The sequence below is a fragment of the Desulfosalsimonas sp. genome (genome assembly GCF_055149105.1).
Window position 1 is genome coordinate 25734 of sequence record NZ_JBSRLA010000025.1, and the last position, 18926, is coordinate 44659.

General features: G+C 56.5%; 16 protein-coding genes and 1 pseudogene. 8 read left to right on the forward strand and 9 right to left on the reverse strand.

Annotated elements, in window-relative coordinates:
- Nucleotides 1–5: 5 nt before the first annotated feature.
- Together carB and ACTCIA_RS07905 are read right to left on the reverse strand one after the other, a co-directional pair.
- On the reverse strand, nucleotides 6–3206 hold the full coding sequence (gene carB / locus ACTCIA_RS07900) for a carbamoyl-phosphate synthase large subunit (protein ID WP_463001265.1): 3201 nt from the start codon (nucleotides 3204–3206) through the stop codon (nucleotides 6–8).
- Nucleotides 3207–3230: 24 nt separating this feature from the next.
- A complete protein-coding gene (locus tag ACTCIA_RS07905; protein ID WP_463001266.1) occupies nucleotides 3231–4637 on the reverse strand; it encodes an amidophosphoribosyltransferase in 1407 nt (468 codons plus the stop codon).
- A gap of 299 nt (nucleotides 4638–4936) precedes the next feature.
- Between ACTCIA_RS07905 and sixA the strand changes: the two genes are divergently transcribed.
- From sixA to dusB, 6 genes are all read left to right on the forward strand, one after another.
- Nucleotides 4937–5395 (forward strand): phosphohistidine phosphatase SixA, encoded by a 459-nt coding sequence (gene sixA, locus ACTCIA_RS07910; protein ID WP_463001267.1) that lies wholly within the window; start codon nucleotides 4937–4939, stop codon nucleotides 5393–5395.
- A gap of 192 nt (nucleotides 5396–5587) precedes the next feature.
- Nucleotides 5588–6628, forward strand: a complete 1041-nt coding sequence (locus tag ACTCIA_RS07915) for a phenyltransferase domain-containing protein (protein ID WP_463001268.1) — start codon at nucleotides 5588–5590, stop codon at nucleotides 6626–6628.
- A 23-nt stretch (nucleotides 6629–6651) separates the two neighbouring features.
- Nucleotides 6652–7374, forward strand: a complete 723-nt coding sequence (locus ACTCIA_RS07920; protein WP_463001269.1) for an acyltransferase — start codon at nucleotides 6652–6654, stop codon at nucleotides 7372–7374.
- Between the two features lie 89 nt (nucleotides 7375–7463).
- Nucleotides 7464–7826, forward strand: coding sequence for a hypothetical protein (locus ACTCIA_RS07925; protein WP_463001270.1), 363 nt, complete (start codon nucleotides 7464–7466; stop codon nucleotides 7824–7826).
- 373 nt (nucleotides 7827–8199) lie between these two features.
- Nucleotides 8200–9072, forward strand: coding sequence for a DUF1848 domain-containing protein (locus ACTCIA_RS07930; protein WP_463001271.1), 873 nt, complete (start codon nucleotides 8200–8202; stop codon nucleotides 9070–9072).
- Complete coding sequence (gene dusB, locus ACTCIA_RS07935) at nucleotides 9073–10107, forward strand: tRNA dihydrouridine synthase DusB (RefSeq protein WP_463001272.1); 1035 nt, start codon at nucleotides 9073–9075, stop codon at nucleotides 10105–10107.
- Here the strand turns inward: dusB and ACTCIA_RS07940 are convergent.
- From ACTCIA_RS07940 to ACTCIA_RS07950, 3 genes and pseudogenes are all read right to left on the reverse strand, one after another.
- A complete protein-coding gene (locus ACTCIA_RS07940; RefSeq protein WP_463001273.1) occupies nucleotides 10038–10772 on the reverse strand; it encodes a TetR/AcrR family transcriptional regulator in 735 nt (244 codons plus the stop codon). The two genes, dusB and ACTCIA_RS07940, sit on opposite strands and share 70 nt — an antisense overlap.
- A 115-nt stretch (nucleotides 10773–10887) precedes the next feature.
- Complete coding sequence (gene queF / locus ACTCIA_RS07945) at nucleotides 10888–11286, reverse strand: preQ(1) synthase (RefSeq protein ID WP_463001274.1); 399 nt, start codon at nucleotides 11284–11286, stop codon at nucleotides 10888–10890.
- A gap of 53 nt (nucleotides 11287–11339) precedes the next feature.
- Nucleotides 11340–12128 (reverse strand): annotated as a pseudogene (locus tag ACTCIA_RS07950) (sulfotransferase family 2 domain-containing protein).
- Nucleotides 12129–12393: 265 nt separating this feature from the next.
- Between ACTCIA_RS07950 and ACTCIA_RS07955 the strand changes: the two are divergent.
- Together ACTCIA_RS07955 and tkt are read left to right on the forward strand one after the other, a co-directional pair.
- Complete coding sequence (locus ACTCIA_RS07955; protein ID WP_463001275.1) at nucleotides 12394–13263, forward strand: radical SAM protein; 870 nt, start codon at nucleotides 12394–12396, stop codon at nucleotides 13261–13263.
- A gap of 71 nt (nucleotides 13264–13334) precedes the next feature.
- Nucleotides 13335–15359, forward strand: coding sequence for a transketolase (gene tkt / locus ACTCIA_RS07960; RefSeq protein WP_463001276.1), 2025 nt, complete (start codon nucleotides 13335–13337; stop codon nucleotides 15357–15359).
- 12 nt (nucleotides 15360–15371) lie between these two features.
- Here tkt and ACTCIA_RS07965 read toward each other — a convergent pair whose 3' ends face one another.
- From ACTCIA_RS07965 to ACTCIA_RS07980, 4 genes are read right to left on the reverse strand one after another with little or no spacing between them, the layout of a single operon-like run.
- Nucleotides 15372–16703, reverse strand: a complete 1332-nt coding sequence (locus tag ACTCIA_RS07965; RefSeq protein WP_463001277.1) for a B12-binding domain-containing radical SAM protein — start codon at nucleotides 16701–16703, stop codon at nucleotides 15372–15374.
- A gap of 24 nt (nucleotides 16704–16727) precedes the next feature.
- Entirely contained in the window at nucleotides 16728–17216 is a 489-nt protein-coding gene (gene ahbB, locus ACTCIA_RS07970; protein WP_463001278.1) for a siroheme decarboxylase subunit beta, read from the reverse strand.
- Nucleotides 17217–17272: 56 nt separating this feature from the next.
- The gene (gene mtnA / locus ACTCIA_RS07975; protein WP_463001279.1) at nucleotides 17273–18364 is read right to left on the reverse strand and encodes an S-methyl-5-thioribose-1-phosphate isomerase; all 1092 of its coding nucleotides are present in this window, start codon (nucleotides 18362–18364) and stop codon (nucleotides 17273–17275) included.
- A gap of 21 nt (nucleotides 18365–18385) precedes the next feature.
- Complete coding sequence (locus ACTCIA_RS07980) at nucleotides 18386–18736, reverse strand: hypothetical protein (protein ID WP_463001280.1); 351 nt, start codon at nucleotides 18734–18736, stop codon at nucleotides 18386–18388.
- Nucleotides 18737–18926 lie beyond the last annotated feature (190 nt).

Below are 18926 nucleotides of genomic sequence, written 5' to 3' on the forward strand. Positions count from 1 at the left end.
TTGTCCTACCGGATCTCCCGGTGATAGCGCTGCAAAGATTTGGCCTCGGGCTCTCCTGCCCTGCGGGCGGCAATGCCCTTGGCTGCAGCTGTTGCCGCGGCCGTGGTGGTGATGTAGGACACTTTGAAACGGATGGCGGTTTTCCGGATATAAGAGTCGTCCTCCTGGCTGGCTTTTCCCACCGGAGTGTTGATGATGAGCTGGACCTGGCGGTTTTTGATGGCATCCACGATATCGGGCCGGCCGTGTCCAAGCTTTCTCAGCGTTTCTGCGGCAAGGCCGTGCTTTTCCAGAAATTCCCGGGTGCCCCGGGTGGCATAGATTTGAAACCCCAGATCGGCAAAAAGCCGGGCAGGCTCCAGCACGCTGGACTTGTCGCTGTCGGCTACCGTGATCAACACGCTTCCTTCCACGGGCAGCGGCGACTGGGTGGCCTCCTGGGCCTTGAAAAAGGCCATGCCAAAGGAGTCGGCCAGGCCGAGGACCTCGCCGGTGGACCGCATTTCCGGGCCCAGAAGCGGGTCGACTTCCGGAAACATGTTAAAGGGAAACACCGCTTCCTTGACCCCGTAATGGGTGATCACCGGCCGCTGCAGGTCCATGTCCGCCAGGGTGGCGCCGAGCATGATTTTTGTGGCAATCCGGGCCATGGCAAATCCGCATACCTTGGAGACAATGGGAACGGTTCTTGACGCCCGCGGGTTGGCCTCCAGGATGTAGACCATGTCATCGGCAATGGCGTACTGGATGTTCATCAGCCCCTTGACCCCGAATTCCATTGCAATTTTGCGGGTGTAATCAATGATGGTTTCCACGTGCCTGGGCGGGATGCTAACGGGCGGAATCACGCAGGCCGAATCACCGGAATGGATGCCGGCCAGCTCGATGTGTTCCATGACCGCGGGCACAAACGCATCCGTGCCGTCGGCAATGGCGTCGGCCTCGGCCTCAATGGCTGATTCCAGGAATTTGTCAATGAGCACCGGCCGTTTCTCGGAAACCTCCACGGCTGCTGCCAGGTAGCGCTGGAGCATGGTTTCGTCCATGACGATTTCCATGGCCCTTCCGCCCAGAACATAGGACGGCCGCACCATCAGCGGGTAGCCGATGTTTCTGGCAATCTTAAGGGCTTCGTCAAAGGAGCGGGCCATACCCGATTCCGGCTGGGGAATGCCGAGCCTGGCCACAATCTGGTGAAACCGGTCCCGGTCTTCGGCCAGATCGATGGTTTCCGGTGAGGTGCCCAGGATTTTAACACCTGCGGCTTCAAGCTCAGAGGCGATGTTGAGGGGGGTTTGGCCGCCGAACTGGACGATCACGCCCTCGGGCTGCTCCTTTTCATAGATGGAAAGCACGTCCTCCACTGTCAGGGGTTCGAAATACAGCTTGTCCGAGGTGTCAAAGTCGGTGGACACGGTCTCGGGGTTGCAGTTGACCATGATGGACTCATAACCCGCCTCCCGGATGGCAAAGGCGGCATGCACGCAGCAGTAGTCAAATTCGATGCCCTGGCCGATGCGGTTTGGCCCGCCGCCGAGCACCATGATTTTTTTACGGCTGCTGGCAGAGACCTTGTTTTCGGCGTTATAGGTGGAATAATAATAGGCCGCATCCGCCACCCCGGATACAGGCACGGCATCCCAGGCCTCTTCAATGCCCAGGGCTTTTCGTTTCTCCCGGATCGCAATTTCTTCAATGCCCAGAATCCGGGCCAGATACCGGTCGGCAAACCCGTCTTTTTTGGCGGCAATCAGCAGATCATCCGGGGGAAGCTGGCCCGGGGCAGCCAGAATCTTTTCCTCAAGCTCCACCAGCTCCTTCATTTGCTGGATAAACCAGGGTTTGATCCGGGTCAGCTCATGGAGCTGATCCACGCCTGCGCCCTTGCGAAGGGCTTCGTACATGAGAAACTGGCGCTCGCTGGTGGGTGTGGCAATGTCGTCGAGCAGTTCCTTTAAGGGTTTTTCATTGTAATTTTTTGCAAATCCCAGGCCGTATCGGTTGATTTCCAAAGACCGGATGGCTTTTTGCAAAGCTTCCTTGTAGTTTTTGCCAATGCTCATGACTTCGCCCACAGCCCGCATCTGGGTGCCCAGCTTGTCTTCCACACCGGGAAACTTTTCAAAGCCCCATCTGGCAAATTTCACCACCACGTAATCGCCCGAGGGCGTGTATTTCTCAAGGGTGCCGTCGCGCCAGTAGGGCAGTTCATCCAGGGTGATGCCGCCGGCCAGAAGCGCGGATATAAAGGCGATGGGAAAGCCCGTGGCCTTTGAGGCCAAAGCCGAGGAGCGAGAAGTCCGGGGGTTGATCTCGATAACCACCACCCGACCGGTTTCCCGGTTGTGGGCAAACTGAATATTGGTGCCGCCGATGACCTCGATGGCCTCGACAATGGCGTAGCTGTAATCCTGGAGTTTCTGCTGCAGCTTCGGGGATATGGTGAGCATGGGCGCGGTGCAGAAGGAATCGCCTGTGTGAACGCCCATGGGATCAACGTTTTCAATAAAGCAGACCGTGACCAGGTTGTTGTTGGTATCCCGTACAACTTCCAGTTCCAGTTCCTCCCAGCCCAGAACCGATTCCTCCACCAGGATCTGGTTGATGTAGCTGGCAGCCAGGCCCCTGGCGGCAATGGTTTGCAGTTCCTCCACATTGTAGACCATTCCGCCGCCGGTGCCGCCCATTGTATAGGCCGGCCGGATCACCACGGGATACCCGAGTTCGGCGGCCACGGCCTCGGCGTCCTCCACGCTGGTTACCGCCCGGCTTTCGGGCATTTCGATGCCGAGCCGGTCCATGGTTTCCTTAAAGGCCGTACGGTCCTCGCCCCGTTGGATGGCCTCGATGTTGACCCCGATGACCTTGACGCCGAATCGTTCGAGCACGCCCAGCTTGGCCAGCTCCGAGGAGAGGTTGAGCGCGGACTGGCCGCCCAGGTTGGGCAAAAGCGCATCCGGGCGCTCCTTGTCGATGATGCGTGTCAGGTTTTCGGGGTTCAGCGGCTCGATGTAGGTAACATCGGCCATTTCCGGATCGGTCATGATGGTGGCCGGGTTGGAATTGACCAGAACGATTTCATATCCCAGTGACCGCAGGGCCTTGCACGCCTGGGTGCCGGAATAGTCAAACTCGCAGGCCTGGCCGATGATAATGGGCCCTGAGCCGATGATCATTACCTTGTGGATGTCAGTGCGCTTGGGCATTTTTTCTCCTTTTACAGGCTTATCTTAATCATAGCTGCTGCCGTCCCAGCAATGGGTGCACAGTTTTTCCCTGGGCAGGCCGATGGCTGCAATCATGTCTTCTATCCGCTGGTATTTCAGGGTTGTCAGGCCGAGTTTTTCCCGGATATTTTCCACCATGTCTGTGGTCTGCCGGGTATCCGGGTCCGCATACCTGCGGATGGTAGCGTCCTGTTCCTGTCCCTCCATGTCGAAGATGGCCTTGCGTCCGGCAAGATCCAGGGTGGAGCGCGATGTTGAAAAATTTAGAAACACACACGGATAGACCAGGGTGGGGCAGGCAATGCGCATGTGCACTTCACGGGCGCCGGCGTCAAACAGGGTGCGGACATTGTCCTTGAGCTGGGTGCCCCGGACAATGGAGTCATCGCAGAAAAGAAGGCGCTTGTCCCGGATCAAAGACGTCACCGGAATCAGTTTCATCCGGGCCACCAGGTTCCGGTCGCTCTGGTTCTGGGGCATGAAGCTGCGGGGCCAGGTGGGGGTGTACTTGACAAAGGGCCGACCGTAGGGCACCTTTCTTTCATTTGCATACCCGATGGCATGGCCGATGCCCGAATCCGGAATGCCCGAAACCAGATCCACTTTTGTGTCATCGGCCCGGGCCAGGGCCTGTCCGCAGCGGTAGCGCACCTGTTCCACGGATATGTCTTCGTAGCTCGATGCCGGGTATCCGTAATAGACCCAGAGAAAAGCACAGACCTGCATGTCCGGGCCTGCCGGGTGAACGGTTTCATAGCCGTCTGCCGTGATGTAAACGACTTCCCCGGGCCCAAGGTAATGGACGGCTTCGTATCCGAGGTTGAAAAACGCCGTGGTTTCAAATGAGACCGCATGCGCACCCTCCTTTTTGCCGATCACCAGCGGGGTGCGGCCGAGCCGGTCCCTGGCGGCGTAGATACCTTTTTCCGTGAGCAGAAGCAAGGTGCACGATCCCCGGATGGCGGCCTGGGCGCTGACAATGCCGTTTACAAAACTGTTTTCCTGGTTGATGAGCATCCCGACGCATTCCGTGGGATTGACCGCGCCTTCGCCCACCTCGGAGAAATGAATGCCCCGGCTGAAAGCCGACCGGGTCAGTTCGGCCAGGTTATTGATACGGCCCACCGTGGCAATGCCGAAATTGCCCAGGTGCGATCCAATGATCAGCGGCTGGGAGTCGTGGTCGCTGATTACCCCGATGCCCTTGTTGCCATGAAGATTGGGAAGTTCGGATTCGAACTTGGTGCGAAAATAGCTGTTTTCGATGTTTTTGATGGCCTTGGCCATGCCCTGGCTGTTTTTGACGGCCAGACCGCCCCGCTTGGTGCCGAGATGAGAATGATAATCGGTTCCGTAGAACAGGTCCATTGTGCAGTCGGTTTTCATGACACATCCGAAAAGTCCGCCCATAAATGCGCTTTCCTTTGTTTGCAGTTTCAGGCCTTTTTATTTTTTACTGCCGCATGCTTACCTGATTGAATCAATGGAGTAAAATGAAAAATTCAGGCTAACTGTTCTTATCGAAATCAGGCCGCCCATGGCAAGAGGTTATGCAAAAAAACCGATCTCTTCTTCTGGTTTGGATTTGAATCCCTGTCATCTCTGCATTATTGTAGGAAACAGAAAAGCCGGCCCCCGGCCCGCAGACACCCAATGTGCCTGCCCGCTGGGGAACTGATGTTTAACGGCGCAGAAAGGAGGCAATGAAAATGGCACTTTATCTGGTTCAGCACGGCAAAAACCTTCCAAAGGAAATTGACGAAAAACAGGGACTTTCCGAACAAGGCATAGACGAGGTGGAAAGAATTGCCGATACTGCGGCTGTCTACGGGGTAAAAATCGACCGGATTCTGCACAGCGAGAAAAAACGCGCCCGGCAGACGGCTGATATTTTTGCCAAAAAGCTAAATGTCGCAGGTGTGGCCGAAGCCGGAGGCTTAAAGGCCCTGGATGACCCCGAGGCCTTTGCCGAAAAGATCCGATCGGATGAAAATCTCATGCTTGTGGGTCATTTGCCGTTTATGGAGCGCATGGCATCTTACCTGACCACGGGGAAAACGGATTACACGGTTTTCAAGTTCCAGAACGGCGGCATCGTGTGTCTGGACAAGTTGCCGGATTCGGATTTGTGGGCGATTGTTTGGGCGCTGATGCCGCATATCGGGTAAAAGGGTAAAAAAAATTGCTTTCGTAATTGAATTTTGGCATATTGATTATTTTAAAAAAATCGCTCAAGTTTGGAAAAAATAATCCAACAGTCCGCTGTCAGCCGATATCCGGGCCGGATGGGTCTGGCGGGAAGGGTGCGGCTGTATGCCGCTCACGCAGATGATTTAGATGACGGGAAAGGCCACGCGAGAATGGATCTGGAGGTGTTACGCAAGAAGCAGCCGGCCGGGGTGGAACTGGATCAGGTATCGGAACGCATTGCCCGGTCCCAGAAGTCAGATGGGGAGATTCCCTGGCATGACGGCGGCAAAACCGATCCCTGGGATCACGTGGAATCGGCCATGGGACTGGCCATCGGCGGGTATCCGGAGCGCGCAAAAAGGGCATATCAATGGCTGGCAGCCCGGCAGCTGGAAGACGGAAGCTGGTATGCGGCTTACCAGGACGGCCGGCCCCTGGACCAGACCCGGGATACAAACGTCACCGCCTATATCGCCGTGGGCGTGTATCACTATTACCTGGCGACCGGCGATGAGGCCTTTGTGGCCGAAATGTGGGAACCGGTGCGCCGGGCAATGGAATTTGCCTTAAGCCTTCAGGCACCCACCGGAGAGATCTACTGGGCCATGAGCCCGGATCTGAAAGTCGATCCCATGGCCCTTCTCACCGGTTCGAGCTCCATTTACATGAGTCTGAAGTGCGCCATTGCCATGGGCCGGCTTCTGGGAAAAGGCTGCAGCAAATGGCTTTCTGCAGCCTTTCGGCTGAAAAAGGCCGTGCAAAACGGCTATCACCTGTTTAATATCGCCAAGTCTCATTATTCCATGGACTGGTTTTACCCGGTACTTTCCGGTGCGGTTACGGGCGGGGCGGCACGCAAACGCTTTGACCAGTATTGGAAAAAATTCGTGGTGGAAGACATGGGCGTGCTCTGTGTTTCCAACCGTCCCTGGGTGACGGTGGCCGAAACCTGCGAGTGCGTGCTTGCCCTGGCGGCTTCCGGAAATGAGCGGATTGCCGGGATCATTTTCAACTGGATGCATGAGCGCCGTTTTGAAGACGGCTCCTACTGGTGCGGATTTACCTATCCCGACATGGTGATCTGGCCGGAGGAAAAAATCACCTGGACCAACGCGGTGGTGCTCATGGCCGCAGACGCCCTTTATCATCTGACCCCGGCCAGTTGTTTGTTTCATCACGGATTCTGGGAGGAGTCCGGCCTTTTTGCCTAACCCTTTAAATCCTGCAGGTTTTTTTGCGAAAAGATCATCGACCCTATTTCCTCAAGCGCGCCTTTACACGGTTTCAGGATGCCTATACCCGTCGTTTTATCCGTCCTCAGCTCGACGCCCTGGGACCGGGGGCCATGTGCGTGCATCCCTGGAATATAAAGATTTTCGGCGCTCCCGTTACCATCGGGCAGCATGTCAACATCCTGACCACTTCGGACAAAAAGGTCCGCCTGACCGTATGGCCGGAAAAGCCGGGCATGGGAAAAATCGCCATGGGCGATTTTTGTCTGGTCTGCCCCGGGGTGCGCATCAGCTCGGCCCATGAAATCGTGATTGCCGATAACTGCATGATGGCGGGCAGCAGCTTTATTACGGATGCGGACTGGCACGGCACCTATGACCGGCTGCACACCATCGGTGAGACCGCGCCGGTTTACATCCGCGACAATGTGTGGCTCGGCGACCGCACAACCGTGTGCAAGGGCGTGACCATCGGGGAAAACAGCATCATCGGGGCAGGCTCGGTGGTGGTGCGTGATGTGCCGCCCAATGTGATTGCCGCGGGCAACCCCGCCCGGGTGGTGCGCGAGCTGGATCCGGAGCGCCGGCTTGTCAAAAGGGCGGCCTGGTTTGCCGATATCGGGCAGCTAAACCGGGATATTGACCGGCTCGACCGGCAGAACCTTTCGGAAAACAGCTTTTTTTATTGGATCAAAACCCTTTTTGCCCCCGGCCGAAACGACTGAATCCCGGGTTATGGCAAAAAGGGTTGAACTGCCTGTCATCTGCTTGATACAATACCCGCCAAAAGATTTTTTATGCAAAAAGAGGATATATGGCTGCAGAAAACGATATTGTGTTGATTTATCATGAAGACCAGCCCGTGGTATTTGCCCGGGTGGAAGATATAGCGCCGGACGTGAAAAAGGACTGGTTTCAGATCAAGCTCATGCTGCTGCAGGTGCCCGTGCAGACCGTGACCTGGATTCTGCGCGACACTTACATTAATGGAGCGGAATTTACCATGGGCGGCAATCGCATGCGCCTGGAAAAGGTCGAGCCCCCGGAGGAGACACAAGAGCAGGCTCCGGAAAAACAAGAGGGGGCCGAAAAGCAGGACCCCGGTACAAGCGGGCAGGGCAGCACCGACGATTCCGGCGGAACGGTGATTTCCCTGAAGGACCGCAAGCCCAAATAATTTTGATGGCCCCATCTGAAATCAGACTTCTAAATAACTTGGTTCAAGGTTCAAAGTTCAATGTTCAAGGTTCAAAAAAATAAAATCAAAGATTTGAATCATCCGGCAAAAAGTTATTTGCAGTGTTCGGTCCTGGGCTGCGATCCGGGGGAAACACTTCCAAAAGGAAGCCCAAGGGCGGGGTCGGTTTGTAAGCGACATTGAGCGTTTTTGCGCAAAAATATCAAACTGTTTGAGGAAAGCAGGGCGGGTTTGTAAATTTTAAGCAAAGGCATTTGATGAATCGGCAAAAACGGTCAGGAGCGAAAAAACTGACCCCGGCCGCAGGGCTTTCTTCCTGACAAACAGCGGATGCGGTAAAAAGCTTTTGGCCATGAAAAATGCGATCGTCCTCTCTGCTTCCCGGCGCACCGATATTCCCGCCTTTTATATGGACTGGTTCATGGAAGGCATCGCCCGGCAATCCTTTGCGGTGAAAAATCCCTACAACCAGGTCGTTTACCCGGTTTCCGCAGGCCCGGCAGACGTGCATACCATTGTGTTCTGGTCCAAGGATTTTTCCCGGTTTTTAGACAGCGGCTGCGGACCGCGGCTGCGCAAGCTCGGCTATCACCTGTTTTTTAACTTTACGCTCAATTCCGGCTCCCCGCTGCTGGAACCCGGCATTGTCCCCGTGGCCGACCGGCTGGAACAGGCCGGTGAGCTTTGCCGGCGCTTCGGGGCACAGACTGTTGTCTGGCGGTTTGATCCTGTATGTTTTTTCCGCACTGCGGCAAACGGGGAAGAGAGCAATCTTGATGATTTTGAAACAATCGCGCGGGCCATGGCCGGATTCGGGGTGCGGCGGTGCGTGACCAGTTTCGTGGATCTGTATGCCAAGGTCAGGCGGCGCAAGCCCCCGGCAGAGGGGTTTGCGTGGATTGATCCGCCCCTTGAGAAAAAGGTCCGGGTGGTGGTGCGCATGCAGCGCCTGCTTGAAAGCCTGGGCATGTCGCTTTATCTTTGCTGTGAGCAGCAGGTACTGGAAGCTTTGCCTCCGGGCACCCGGGTTTTTCCCGGCGCCTGCATTTCCAATGCGTATCTGGTGGAATTGTTCGGCGGCCGGCTTTCGTTTCAAAAGGATGCCGGCCAGCGCCGGGCCAGGGGCTGCGGATGCATGACGTCAAGAGACATCGGCGGTTATGCCGATCAGCCCTGTTTTCACAATTGTTTGTATTGCTATGCCAACCCCGGTACGGGAACATAAATGAACACTGACAACCCTTTATTTGCAATCGGCGATATTGTGATATCTTCCCCCACGGTCATGGCGCCCATGGCCGGTATCACGGATGCGCCTTTCCGGCGCATGATCAGGCAAACCGGGTGCGCTTTGGTGTGCACCGAGATGCTAAGCGCAAACGCCCTGTACCAGAATTCCGGCAAAACCCTGCAGATGATGGATCATACAGCCGATGAAAAGCCCGTCAGCGTCCAGATTTTCGGGGCAAAGCCGCATATGATGGCAAAAGCCGCGTCCATGGTGGAACAGGCCGGGGCCGATATTGTGGACATCAATTTCGGCTGTTCGGTGAAAAAGGTGATGAAAACCGGGGCCGGAGCGGCCCTGATGAAGGATCTCAGTGCAGCCGGGGCCGTGATTGCAGCAGTGCGCCAGGCTGTATCCGTTCCGGTGACCATCAAGATCCGGACCGGGTGGGATGATTCAGGCAAAGACGCCCTGGCACTTTCGCAAATGGCGCAGGACCTGGGCGTGGATGCGGTGTGCGTCCATCCCCGCACCGTGCAGCAGCGGTTTTCCGGCACAGCCGATTGGACCGTGATCGGCAGGGTCAAAGACCGGGTTTCCATTCCCGTGATCGGAAACGGCGATATCCGCCATGCCGCAGATGCCCTGGAAATGATGGGGCAGACCGGCTGCGATGCGGTGATGGTCGGCCGGGCCGCCATGGGCAATCCGTGGATTTTCGAACAGATCCGGGCCCTTCTCCAAGGCCGGCCGGCGCCTGAGCCGGATCTGGAAATGCGCTTTTGCGCCATGAGAAATTACGCAAACCTGATGTGCGGTGTGTACGGTGAGGTCCATGCCTGCCGGCTCATGCGAAGCCGTCTGGGATGGCTGTTAAAGGGCCTGCCCCAGGCCAGCGCGTTTCGGCAGGCCGTAACGCAGGTTTCCGCCTTGGACGAGGTCTGCACGCTTCTGGACAAATATCAGCGGCTGCTTTCCGAAGATTTTCGAAGCACCAGGGCTTCCACGAATTCAATGATAAAATCCGCATAAGCCTGAACCGGGATTTTTCTTCCCGAATATTTCCACCGCTTCAGATACCAGTCCTGGAGCATGGCCTTGGTCACCGCGGCGGTCAGCATGGGGTGGTCAACTTTAAACTCGCCTTTTTCCGCTCCCTTTTCCAAAATTTCCCGGATGATTTCCTCTGTGACCAGATCGCTTTCAATGGCTTTTTTGCGATGGGTTTTTTTAAGGTTTTTGGCCTCCATGTAGGAGAAATAAAACCATGGCTGCAGGACCTCGGTAAGGTATAAATGGGTGCGGATGGCGGTCTGGAGCTGAACCGAGGGCGCATCCCCGGCATTGATGCGTTGGGAAAGAATTTTTAGGGTAATGCGCCGGCCCTGGTTCTGAATCATTTCCAGCAGTTCGTCCTTGCTGGAAAAATAGGAATACAGCGCACCCATGGAAAGCCCTGAAACCCGGCTCAAATCCCGAAGACTCATGGTCTGAAAACCCTTTTCATTGGAAATCTGAAGAGTGGTATGGAAGATGTTGACCAGGTTGCGCACCGCAACAGCCTCTTTTTTGATCTTGATGCGGTGCTGGTTTTCCTTGAAAATATCCCTGCAGATCTCCTCCATGGACAAGAGGGTCATTTTGCGGAAATCGTCGAAGTCTTCCGCTGGCACGGACGTGTTGGGCAGGTGCGGCATGGCTCGGGTGCGGGCCTTTTTGCTTGGGTTTTTGCGCTTTTTTACATCCGCGGGCCGGGCCTGTCAATAAAAAACGAGCGCTCGTTTTATTTTTCAGATAAAGGGCATGGGAAAATCAGTCCGGGTAGCGGACCGTGACAGTGGTGGAAATCCCGCCCCGGGCGGTGAACTGCCCGGTTACGGTCATCTGTCCTGGGGCGAGCACAGCCACCAGATCATCGAGAATCCGGTTGACCGCGTTTTCATAGAAGATCCCGACGTTTCTGTACTGGAGCAGGTAGTATTTCAAAGATTTGAGCTCAATGATATGACCGGAGGGCACATAGGAGATAGTGATGCATCCGAAATCCGGCAGCCCGGTTCTGGGGCAGACCGCCGTGTACTCGGGCTGGTCAATAACGATTTCAATATCGCGCCGGCTGCCGTAGGCATATTCGATGGGTTCAAGCATCCCGGTTTCAATGGTATCCGGCGAAAGCGGCATGTTTTCAGTCTTTTTTTCTGTTTTGTCCATGGGGCATCCGGTGTTTTTGAGGCTGCGCCAAAACCGCAGTTTTGCCGCCATGCTTAATGCATCGGCCCGGCCTTGTCAATTTCATTTTCTTCTGATGCCTGTTTCGCCTTCCAGGACAGCCACTGATCAATTTCCTGCCGGTAGCCGAGAAGATCAATATCTGTGATGTAGCGCCGGCAGATCTGTTCGGCGGCTTCCAGGCTCAGGGGAAGTTTTTTCAGCCGGTTTCCGGCCCCTGTGTGCCGGTAGCTGCCTGGCGGTTTTTCAAGGCCGGTTTTTTCGGAAAGAATCTGCCAGTGCGCATCCATGTTTTCAAAATTGCCCACAAAATCCACCAGGCATTGGCCCTGGTGATAGATCTTAAAGTGCTGGCTTCTGAAATGCCGGTCGGAATCTTGATCCGGAATCCGGGCAATGTGTCTGGCAAAACTTTCAAAATTCATATCATGGCTTACGCCGTAGCGCTGCATGGCATTTTGCTTTCCATGCCGGCCTGCGCGCACCACCTTGTCTAACTAACAGGAATAAAGCCGGGTCACGGGGTTTCGCACAAAGGCGAACAAAAAATAGCGCTGTCTGAGACGGCGGGTTTGTCTGACACTCACGGACTTTCTTATGCAGTTTTCCACCTGCCGTTTTTCCGCCACAGACAGTTTCCTGCCGGCCCGGTCCGGCAGGATGTGCTTTGCCTGGCGGCGGCAGAAAAGGTTGCGAAGAGAGGTGGAGGCCACCTTGTAAATGGGAATGTAGCCCACCCTGAGATCTTCGATGATCAGGACCCGGCGGCGGTTGCGCAGGTTTTGCCACTGGTTTGCCTTGCGGCTTATATATTTGGAAATCATAATGTTATGCCTTTTCGGCGAAACGAAGAAGAGATTGATGTTGTTTAACAGAAGTTGATTTGTATGTAAACCCGGCGGTTGGCTGCCAGGGGCCCCGGTGCAATGAAAAAGGGTTGCAATTGATCCGCAGACTGGATAAAAGAACAGGCCAAAAACCTTTATTTATCCTGATTTATAATTATATTATCTCTTTTACAGTGTTGCGAAAAAAAAATCATTTTCGGCTGCGGCCGTTGATTGAAAGTCTTTTAAAGGAGTTTTTGTTATGCACTATGAAGGCATGGTTATTCGTCCGCCAAGCGAGGCAGACAGCATTCTGCTGCAGGTCACCGTGGGATGCTCCCACAACAAGTGCACCTTTTGCGGCACCTACAAGTCCGAGCGGTTCAAGATCAAGCCGGATGAAACCATCATGGCTGATATCGCCTACGCCGCCAAGCACTTCAAGCGGCAGGACCGGGTGTTTATCTGCGACGGGGATGCTTTAATCGTTCCCCGGAAACGGCTGATCAAGTATTTCCGGGAAATTGAAAAGCAGTTGCCCTGGATTAAACGGGTTGGCCTGTATGCCAATGCCAAGGGCATATCCATGAAAAGTCCGGAAGAACTTGAAGAGCTGCGGGACCATGGTCTGGGCATTGTCTACCTCGGGCTTGAAAGCGGTGATGACCAGACCTTAAAGGCCGTCAACAAGGGCGCGGGTTCAAAGAAGATGATTGAAATGGGCCGCAAGATCAAGGATGCGGGCATCAAGCTGTCTGTGACCGTGCTGCTGGGCCTGGCCGGGCGGGAGCGCTCCCGGGTGCATGCCGAGGAAACCGGACGGGTGCTGTCTGCCATGGATCCGGATTATGTGGGCGCCCTTTCCCTGATGCTGATTCCGGGCACGCCCCTGCACCAGGATTATGAGGCGGGTCGTTTTGAGCTGCCCGGCTCTGCGGAAATGCTGGCGGAACTTCGAACCATGCTGGCTGCCACAGACCTGTCCGGCGGGCTTTTCCATGCCAACCACGCATCCAATTATCTGCCCATCCGGGCCAAACTGCCGGAGGAAAAAGACAAGACCCTGCGCATGATCGATGACGCCCTAGAGGGCAAAGTCGCCCTTCGTCCAGAGTTTTTAAGGGCCCTGTAAACAAAAGGGGCCACAGGCCGGCCCCGGCAAATATTGTTCAAACTGGAACTGACAGCCAAAAGGAGTATCTCATGAAAAAGCCAGATCCGGCCGGAACTTCTGAAGACACCGAGCTGGCCAGCATCAACACCATCCGGGCCCTGTCCATGGATGCCATTGAAAAGGCCGCATCCGGACATCCCGGCGCGCCTTTGGGCATGGCCCCGGCCGCTTACGTGCTGTGGCGGCATTTCATGGCACACAATCCCCAAAATCCCGCCTGGCCGGACCGTGACAGATTTGTCCTGTCTGCGGGCCACGCTTCCATGATGCTTTATGCTGTGCTGCATTTGTGCGGCTATGATGTGAGCATAGATGATTTAAAGAATTTCCGCCAGTACGGAAGCCGGACCCCGGGTCACCCGGAAGCCGGTCACACCCCGGGCGTGGAGATCACCACCGGTCCCCTGGGCCAGGGCATTGCCAGCGCGGTGGGCTTTGCCATGGCCGAAAGCCACATGGCTTCGGTGTTTAACCGGCCGGGCCACGAGATCGTGGATCATTACACCTATGTCCTGTGCGGAGACGGCGATCTCATGGAAGGCATTTCCCAGGAAGCCGCATCCCTTGCCGGTCACCTGGGGCTTTCAAAACTGATCTGCATTTATGACGACAACCAGATCTCCATTGAGGGCAGCACGGATATCACCTTTACCGAGGATGTGAGCCGGCGTTTTTCCGCCTGCGGCTGGCAGGTGCTGGAAGTGGCTGACGGAAACGATGTGGAACAGATCCGCCGGGCCGTGGAAGAAGCACAGGCAGATACCAACCGGCCCTCCATGGTGGTCATGCGCACTCATATCGCATATGGCAGTCCCAACAAGCAGGGCTCTGCAGACGCCCACGGCGCGCCCCTGGGTGAAGAGGAAGTGCGGCTGACCAAGCAGTTTCTGGGATGCCCGGCAGACAGCCTGTTCTGTGTGCCCGATTCGGCCCTTGCCCATATGCGCCAGTGCGTTGAAAACGGTCAGCAGAGCGAATCCGACTGGAACCAGCGGTTTGCTGCATACCAGAAAGCGTTTCCGGAATTGGCAGCGGAATTTCGCCGCCGTATGGCCCATGAGCCCGCACAGGGCTGGGATGTCGATATTCCGGTGTTTTCCCCGGAAGACGGACCTGTGGCAACGCGCAAGGCCTCGGGTGCGGTGCTAAACGCCATTGCCGGAAAGATGCCTGAACTGCTGGGGGGATCCGCGGATCTGGCCCCCTCCAACAAGACCCTTATCAACGGCGAGCGCGATTTCGGCAAGGGGTCATATGACGGCCGCAACATCCGGTTCGGTGTGCGCGAGCATGTCATGGGCGCCATTGTCAACGGCATGTGGCTCCACGGTGGTGTGCGGCCCTTTGGCGGCACCTTTCTGGTGTTTTCCGATTACATGCGGCCGGCCGTGCGCCTGGCCGCTCTTATGAACGTGCCGGTTGTCTACGTGTTTACCCACGACAGCCTGGCCGTGGGCGAAGACGGCCCCACCCACCAGCCGGTGGAGCACCTGGCGGCCCTGCGGGCCATCCCGCGGCTTTTTGTTGTGCGGCCGGCTGATGCCAATGAGACCGCTGAAGCCTGGAAAATGGCGATTTCCGCCGCCGACCACCCCACGGCCCTGATTTTGAGCCGCCAGGGACTGCCCGTGTTTGACAGAAACAGGCTTGCCCCGGCCGAAGGCCTGCAAAACGGCGCCTACGTGATTTCCGATGCCCAGGGCAGCCCGGATATATTGATTCTGGCCAGCGGATCGGAAGTGGCCCTGGCAGTTGAGGCACAGCAGATCCTGGCGGAAAAGGGCAAGCAGGCCCGGGTGGTGAGCATGCCCTGTATGGAGCGCTTTGAGCAGATGCCCGTGGATTACAGAAACCAGGTCCTGCCTCCGGATGTGCCGGTGCGTCTGGCAGTGGAGGCCGGGATCAGCCAGGGTTGGCACAAGTATACCGGCACCCGCGGCGCGGTGATCAGCGTGGATGATTTCGGCGCCTCAGGCAAGGGCGGCCGGGTAATGGCCGAATACGGCTTTACCGCGGGCAACGTGGTGGAAAAAGCCCTGGAACTGCTGGATTGATGAAATATCGGATTATTTTCGGATCCGGTCCTTGAACCGCGCGGCCAGGTCCCATGAAAACGCCGGCAGGCAGGGCATGACCGCGTTGTTGGTCAGCACCGGATCTGCGGTAAGGTCATAACGGGATGCGGCGCAAGCCGCATCCCACATTTTTGTGCCAAAAATGGGGGAATACCAGGCAATGACCGGGGTGATGCCCGCGGCCTTGACCCCGTCAATGGAGGCTTCCACCTCTCCGGGATCCTGGTTCGGCAGGCCGGCCAGCAGGTAGGCGCCCATGTGTTTTTCCGAAAATCCCGCCTCCCTGAGATATGCCGCAGCCCGGAAAAATTCCTCCGCCCCCACCTTGTGATCCATTCCCCTTTTTTCAAAATCGGTTGTCTCCACGCCCAGTCGCAACGTTTGCATGCCTGCGGCATGCATGCGCTTTGCGGTTTTGGCCGTGATGTTTCGCACATGCAGGGCATTGGGCGTGTGCAGGCGCAGATCCAGGCCCGAGGCCGCAAGCATGTCAAAAATGATGTCTGCATGTTTTTCAGCATTGACAAGCAGGGCGTCATCATAGAACACCACGTCCCTGACCCCGCACCATCTGTGCCATGACCGGATTTCAGCAACCACGTCTTCGGGATTGCGCTTTTCCTGGCGCGGGTCAATCAGGCTGCTTGCGCAGTAATCACATGAAAACGGACATCCCCGGGAAGTGCGCACCGGCACAAAGGGCAGGCAGCGCTGCAGGTCCAGGGCGGCCCGGGGCAGGGCATTGATGTCTTCAGGATTTGTCTTTGGCCGGATGCACCAGCCGGTGTAAGCTTCCAGCGCATCAAAAACCGCCTGTTCCCCGTGGCCGCAGATGACCCTGTCCGCACCTGTGGCCCGGGCCGCATGCGCCGGATACAGGGTGGCATACACCCCGCCGAGCACAACAGGCACTTTCGGATAAACCGATCTGACCGCGGCAATGGTTTCGGCCACCCCCGGGTACCAGTAGGCCATCAGGGAAGTGACCAGGACCATGTCCGGCTGCCCGGCGGCCCTGAGATCCGCGCTGATCCATTCGGGATCGGCGCCGTAGCGGCAATAACGCCTGGGCACGTCAGCCAGGATTTCGGGTTGGGCAATGGGGGTTTTGCGGTAAGGACCCCGGCCGCATCTGGCGGCCGGGTCAGTCCGGGGGTGCCGGGGATGGAATCGGTCCAGGCAATCGATGAACGTGACCCGGCATTCGTGATCCCGCAGCAGGCCGGCCAGGTAAAGCAGGCCCAGGGGCCGGGCCCAGAAATCATAGGCCGCAAAATCATGAATCCAGGGATTGATGCAAAGGATGTGGGCAGCGGCGCTCATGGAAGCCAGGGGATTTGGGGCAAATTATTCTTCCGTGTCCAGTTCATCTTCAAAGTAAACCATGGAGGTTTTCTTCAGTTCCCGGTCGGAAAACAAAAGGGTGTAGTCGGTGACCCCGGTCTGCCCGGAAAGCTGTCGGGCCAAATCATGGCAGGTTGCGCGGTCATTGGCATGGATCATGGTATAGAGGTTGTATGGCCATTTTTCATGGGCATTGCGCCGGTAGCAGTGGGACACTTCCGGGTTTTGGGCCATTTTCTCGCCCACTGCATCCACCCGGCTTTCCGCCACCTTCCAGGCCACCATGGCATTGGCCGTAAAACCGGATTTCTGGTGGCGCAGGGTGGCGCCGAAACGCCGGATCAGCCCCCGCTGGTGCAGATTTTCCAAAACCGAGAGAACGGTTTCTTCGTCTGAACCAATGCGCTCGGCGATTTCTTTATAGGGCCGGGCCGATACCGGGATATCGCCCTGGATGGCGGCCACCACTTTTTTTTCCAGATCGTTTAGCATGGGTTTTTACCTAACCGGCTGCAGCCTGGCAAGTCAAGGGTTTTATGATTTTTGGGCTATGGGCTGTGTTTTTGAAAAAGGGTTTTGATGGCGGTTTCTTCGGCCGGGCACACGCCCTTTTCGGTGATAAAGCCCGTGACCAGGCGCGCCGGGGTTACGTCAAAGGCGTAATTGGCCGCCGGGCTGTCTTCGGGCATCAGCAGGTGCTCCCTGGTTTTTTCAACCCCGGGCATGTAGCACACCTCGTCGGGGTCGCGCAGTTCAATGGGGATTTCGCCCACACCGTCGCGGATCTGCCAGTCAAAGGTGGACGAGGGAAGGGCCACGTAAAAGGCAATGCCGTTGTCCCTGGCGGCCAGGGCCTTTAAATAGGTGCCGATCTTGTTGGCCACATCTCCGGTATAGGTGGTGCGATCCGTGCCCACGATCACCAGGTCCACAAGTCCCTTTTGCATCAGGTGTCCCCCGGCATTGTCGGTGATTACCGTGTGGGCCACACCCGCGGCACCCAGTTCCCATGCCGTGAGCCGGGCCCCCTGGTTTAAGGGCCGGGTTTCATCCACCCACACGTGCACGTCAATACCCTGCCTATGGGCTTCGTATATCGGGGCTGTGGCCGTGCCGTGGGCAATGCAGGCCAGCCAGCCGGCATTGCAGTGGGTCAGGATATTGACCGGCTGTCCGGGCTTTTTTGCCGCGATTTCAGCAATCAGCGGCAGGCCGTGTTCTCCGATCAAGCGGGAGTTCTCCGCCTCCTGTTCGGCAATGGCTGCGGCATGGGTGCGGGCGGCTTCTGCGCGGCTGTGCTTGTCTGCAGACATGGCTTTTTCAAGGGTCTGGTCCACGGCCCAGGCCAGGTTGACGGCTGTGGGCCGGGCCCTGCGGATGCGCCCGGCCTGCCGGGCGGCTTCATCCGGGTCTGATGCATTGGCGGCAAAGGCCAGGTAAACCCCGTAGGCTCCGGTTACCCCGATTAAAGGCGCACCCCGGACCATCATTTCGCAGATGGCAAAAATTACGTCATCCACGTCTGCCAGTTCGGATACAACCATCTGCTGCGGCAGTTGTCTCTGGTCAATGATGTAAATTTTTCCGGTATCCGGATCCTCCCAGATGGGACGGGCCGGGTTTTGCTGGAGTTGATTCATTGGTCTGGTTTCAATCTTTTATTAAGAAGTTTTCGTCCGGTCCTTTGCTCCCGGCCTGCCGGAAGAGCGGGTGTCCTGGACTTTTTCCTCCACAAAGTCGCTTCTGGCCTCCCCGTCCAGGGGACGATTGCCGGATTTGCACCACTGGAGCAGCTCGGTGACATCCACGTCCACGATTTCCACCGCATAGCCGGACTGGCGCAGCATCCTGGCCGCGTTTTGCGCTTTTGCCTCCCACTGGGAAAACGTGTGATCCAGGCTTTCGGCATCATCTGCCACCTGTTTGAGGATCTCCCACTGCTGCCGGGAGTACCAGGCCAGACCGATTGCGCCTTCCTTTTTGTGCTTGGGCTTTTTTCTTCGTTTCTTCATGGGGCACAGCATAAAACACCCGGGCAGGGTTTGCAACCCCTGTTGCCCGGGTGCTTCTAAGTAACTTTGTTCAAGGTTCAAGGTTCAAGGTTGATAAGCCTGTAAAAAGTCTTTTTTACAGGCAGTGTTAAGTTTTAAGTGATTAAGTGTTAAGTAAAATCAAAAAGTTATTTTTTTATTGGTTGGCGAT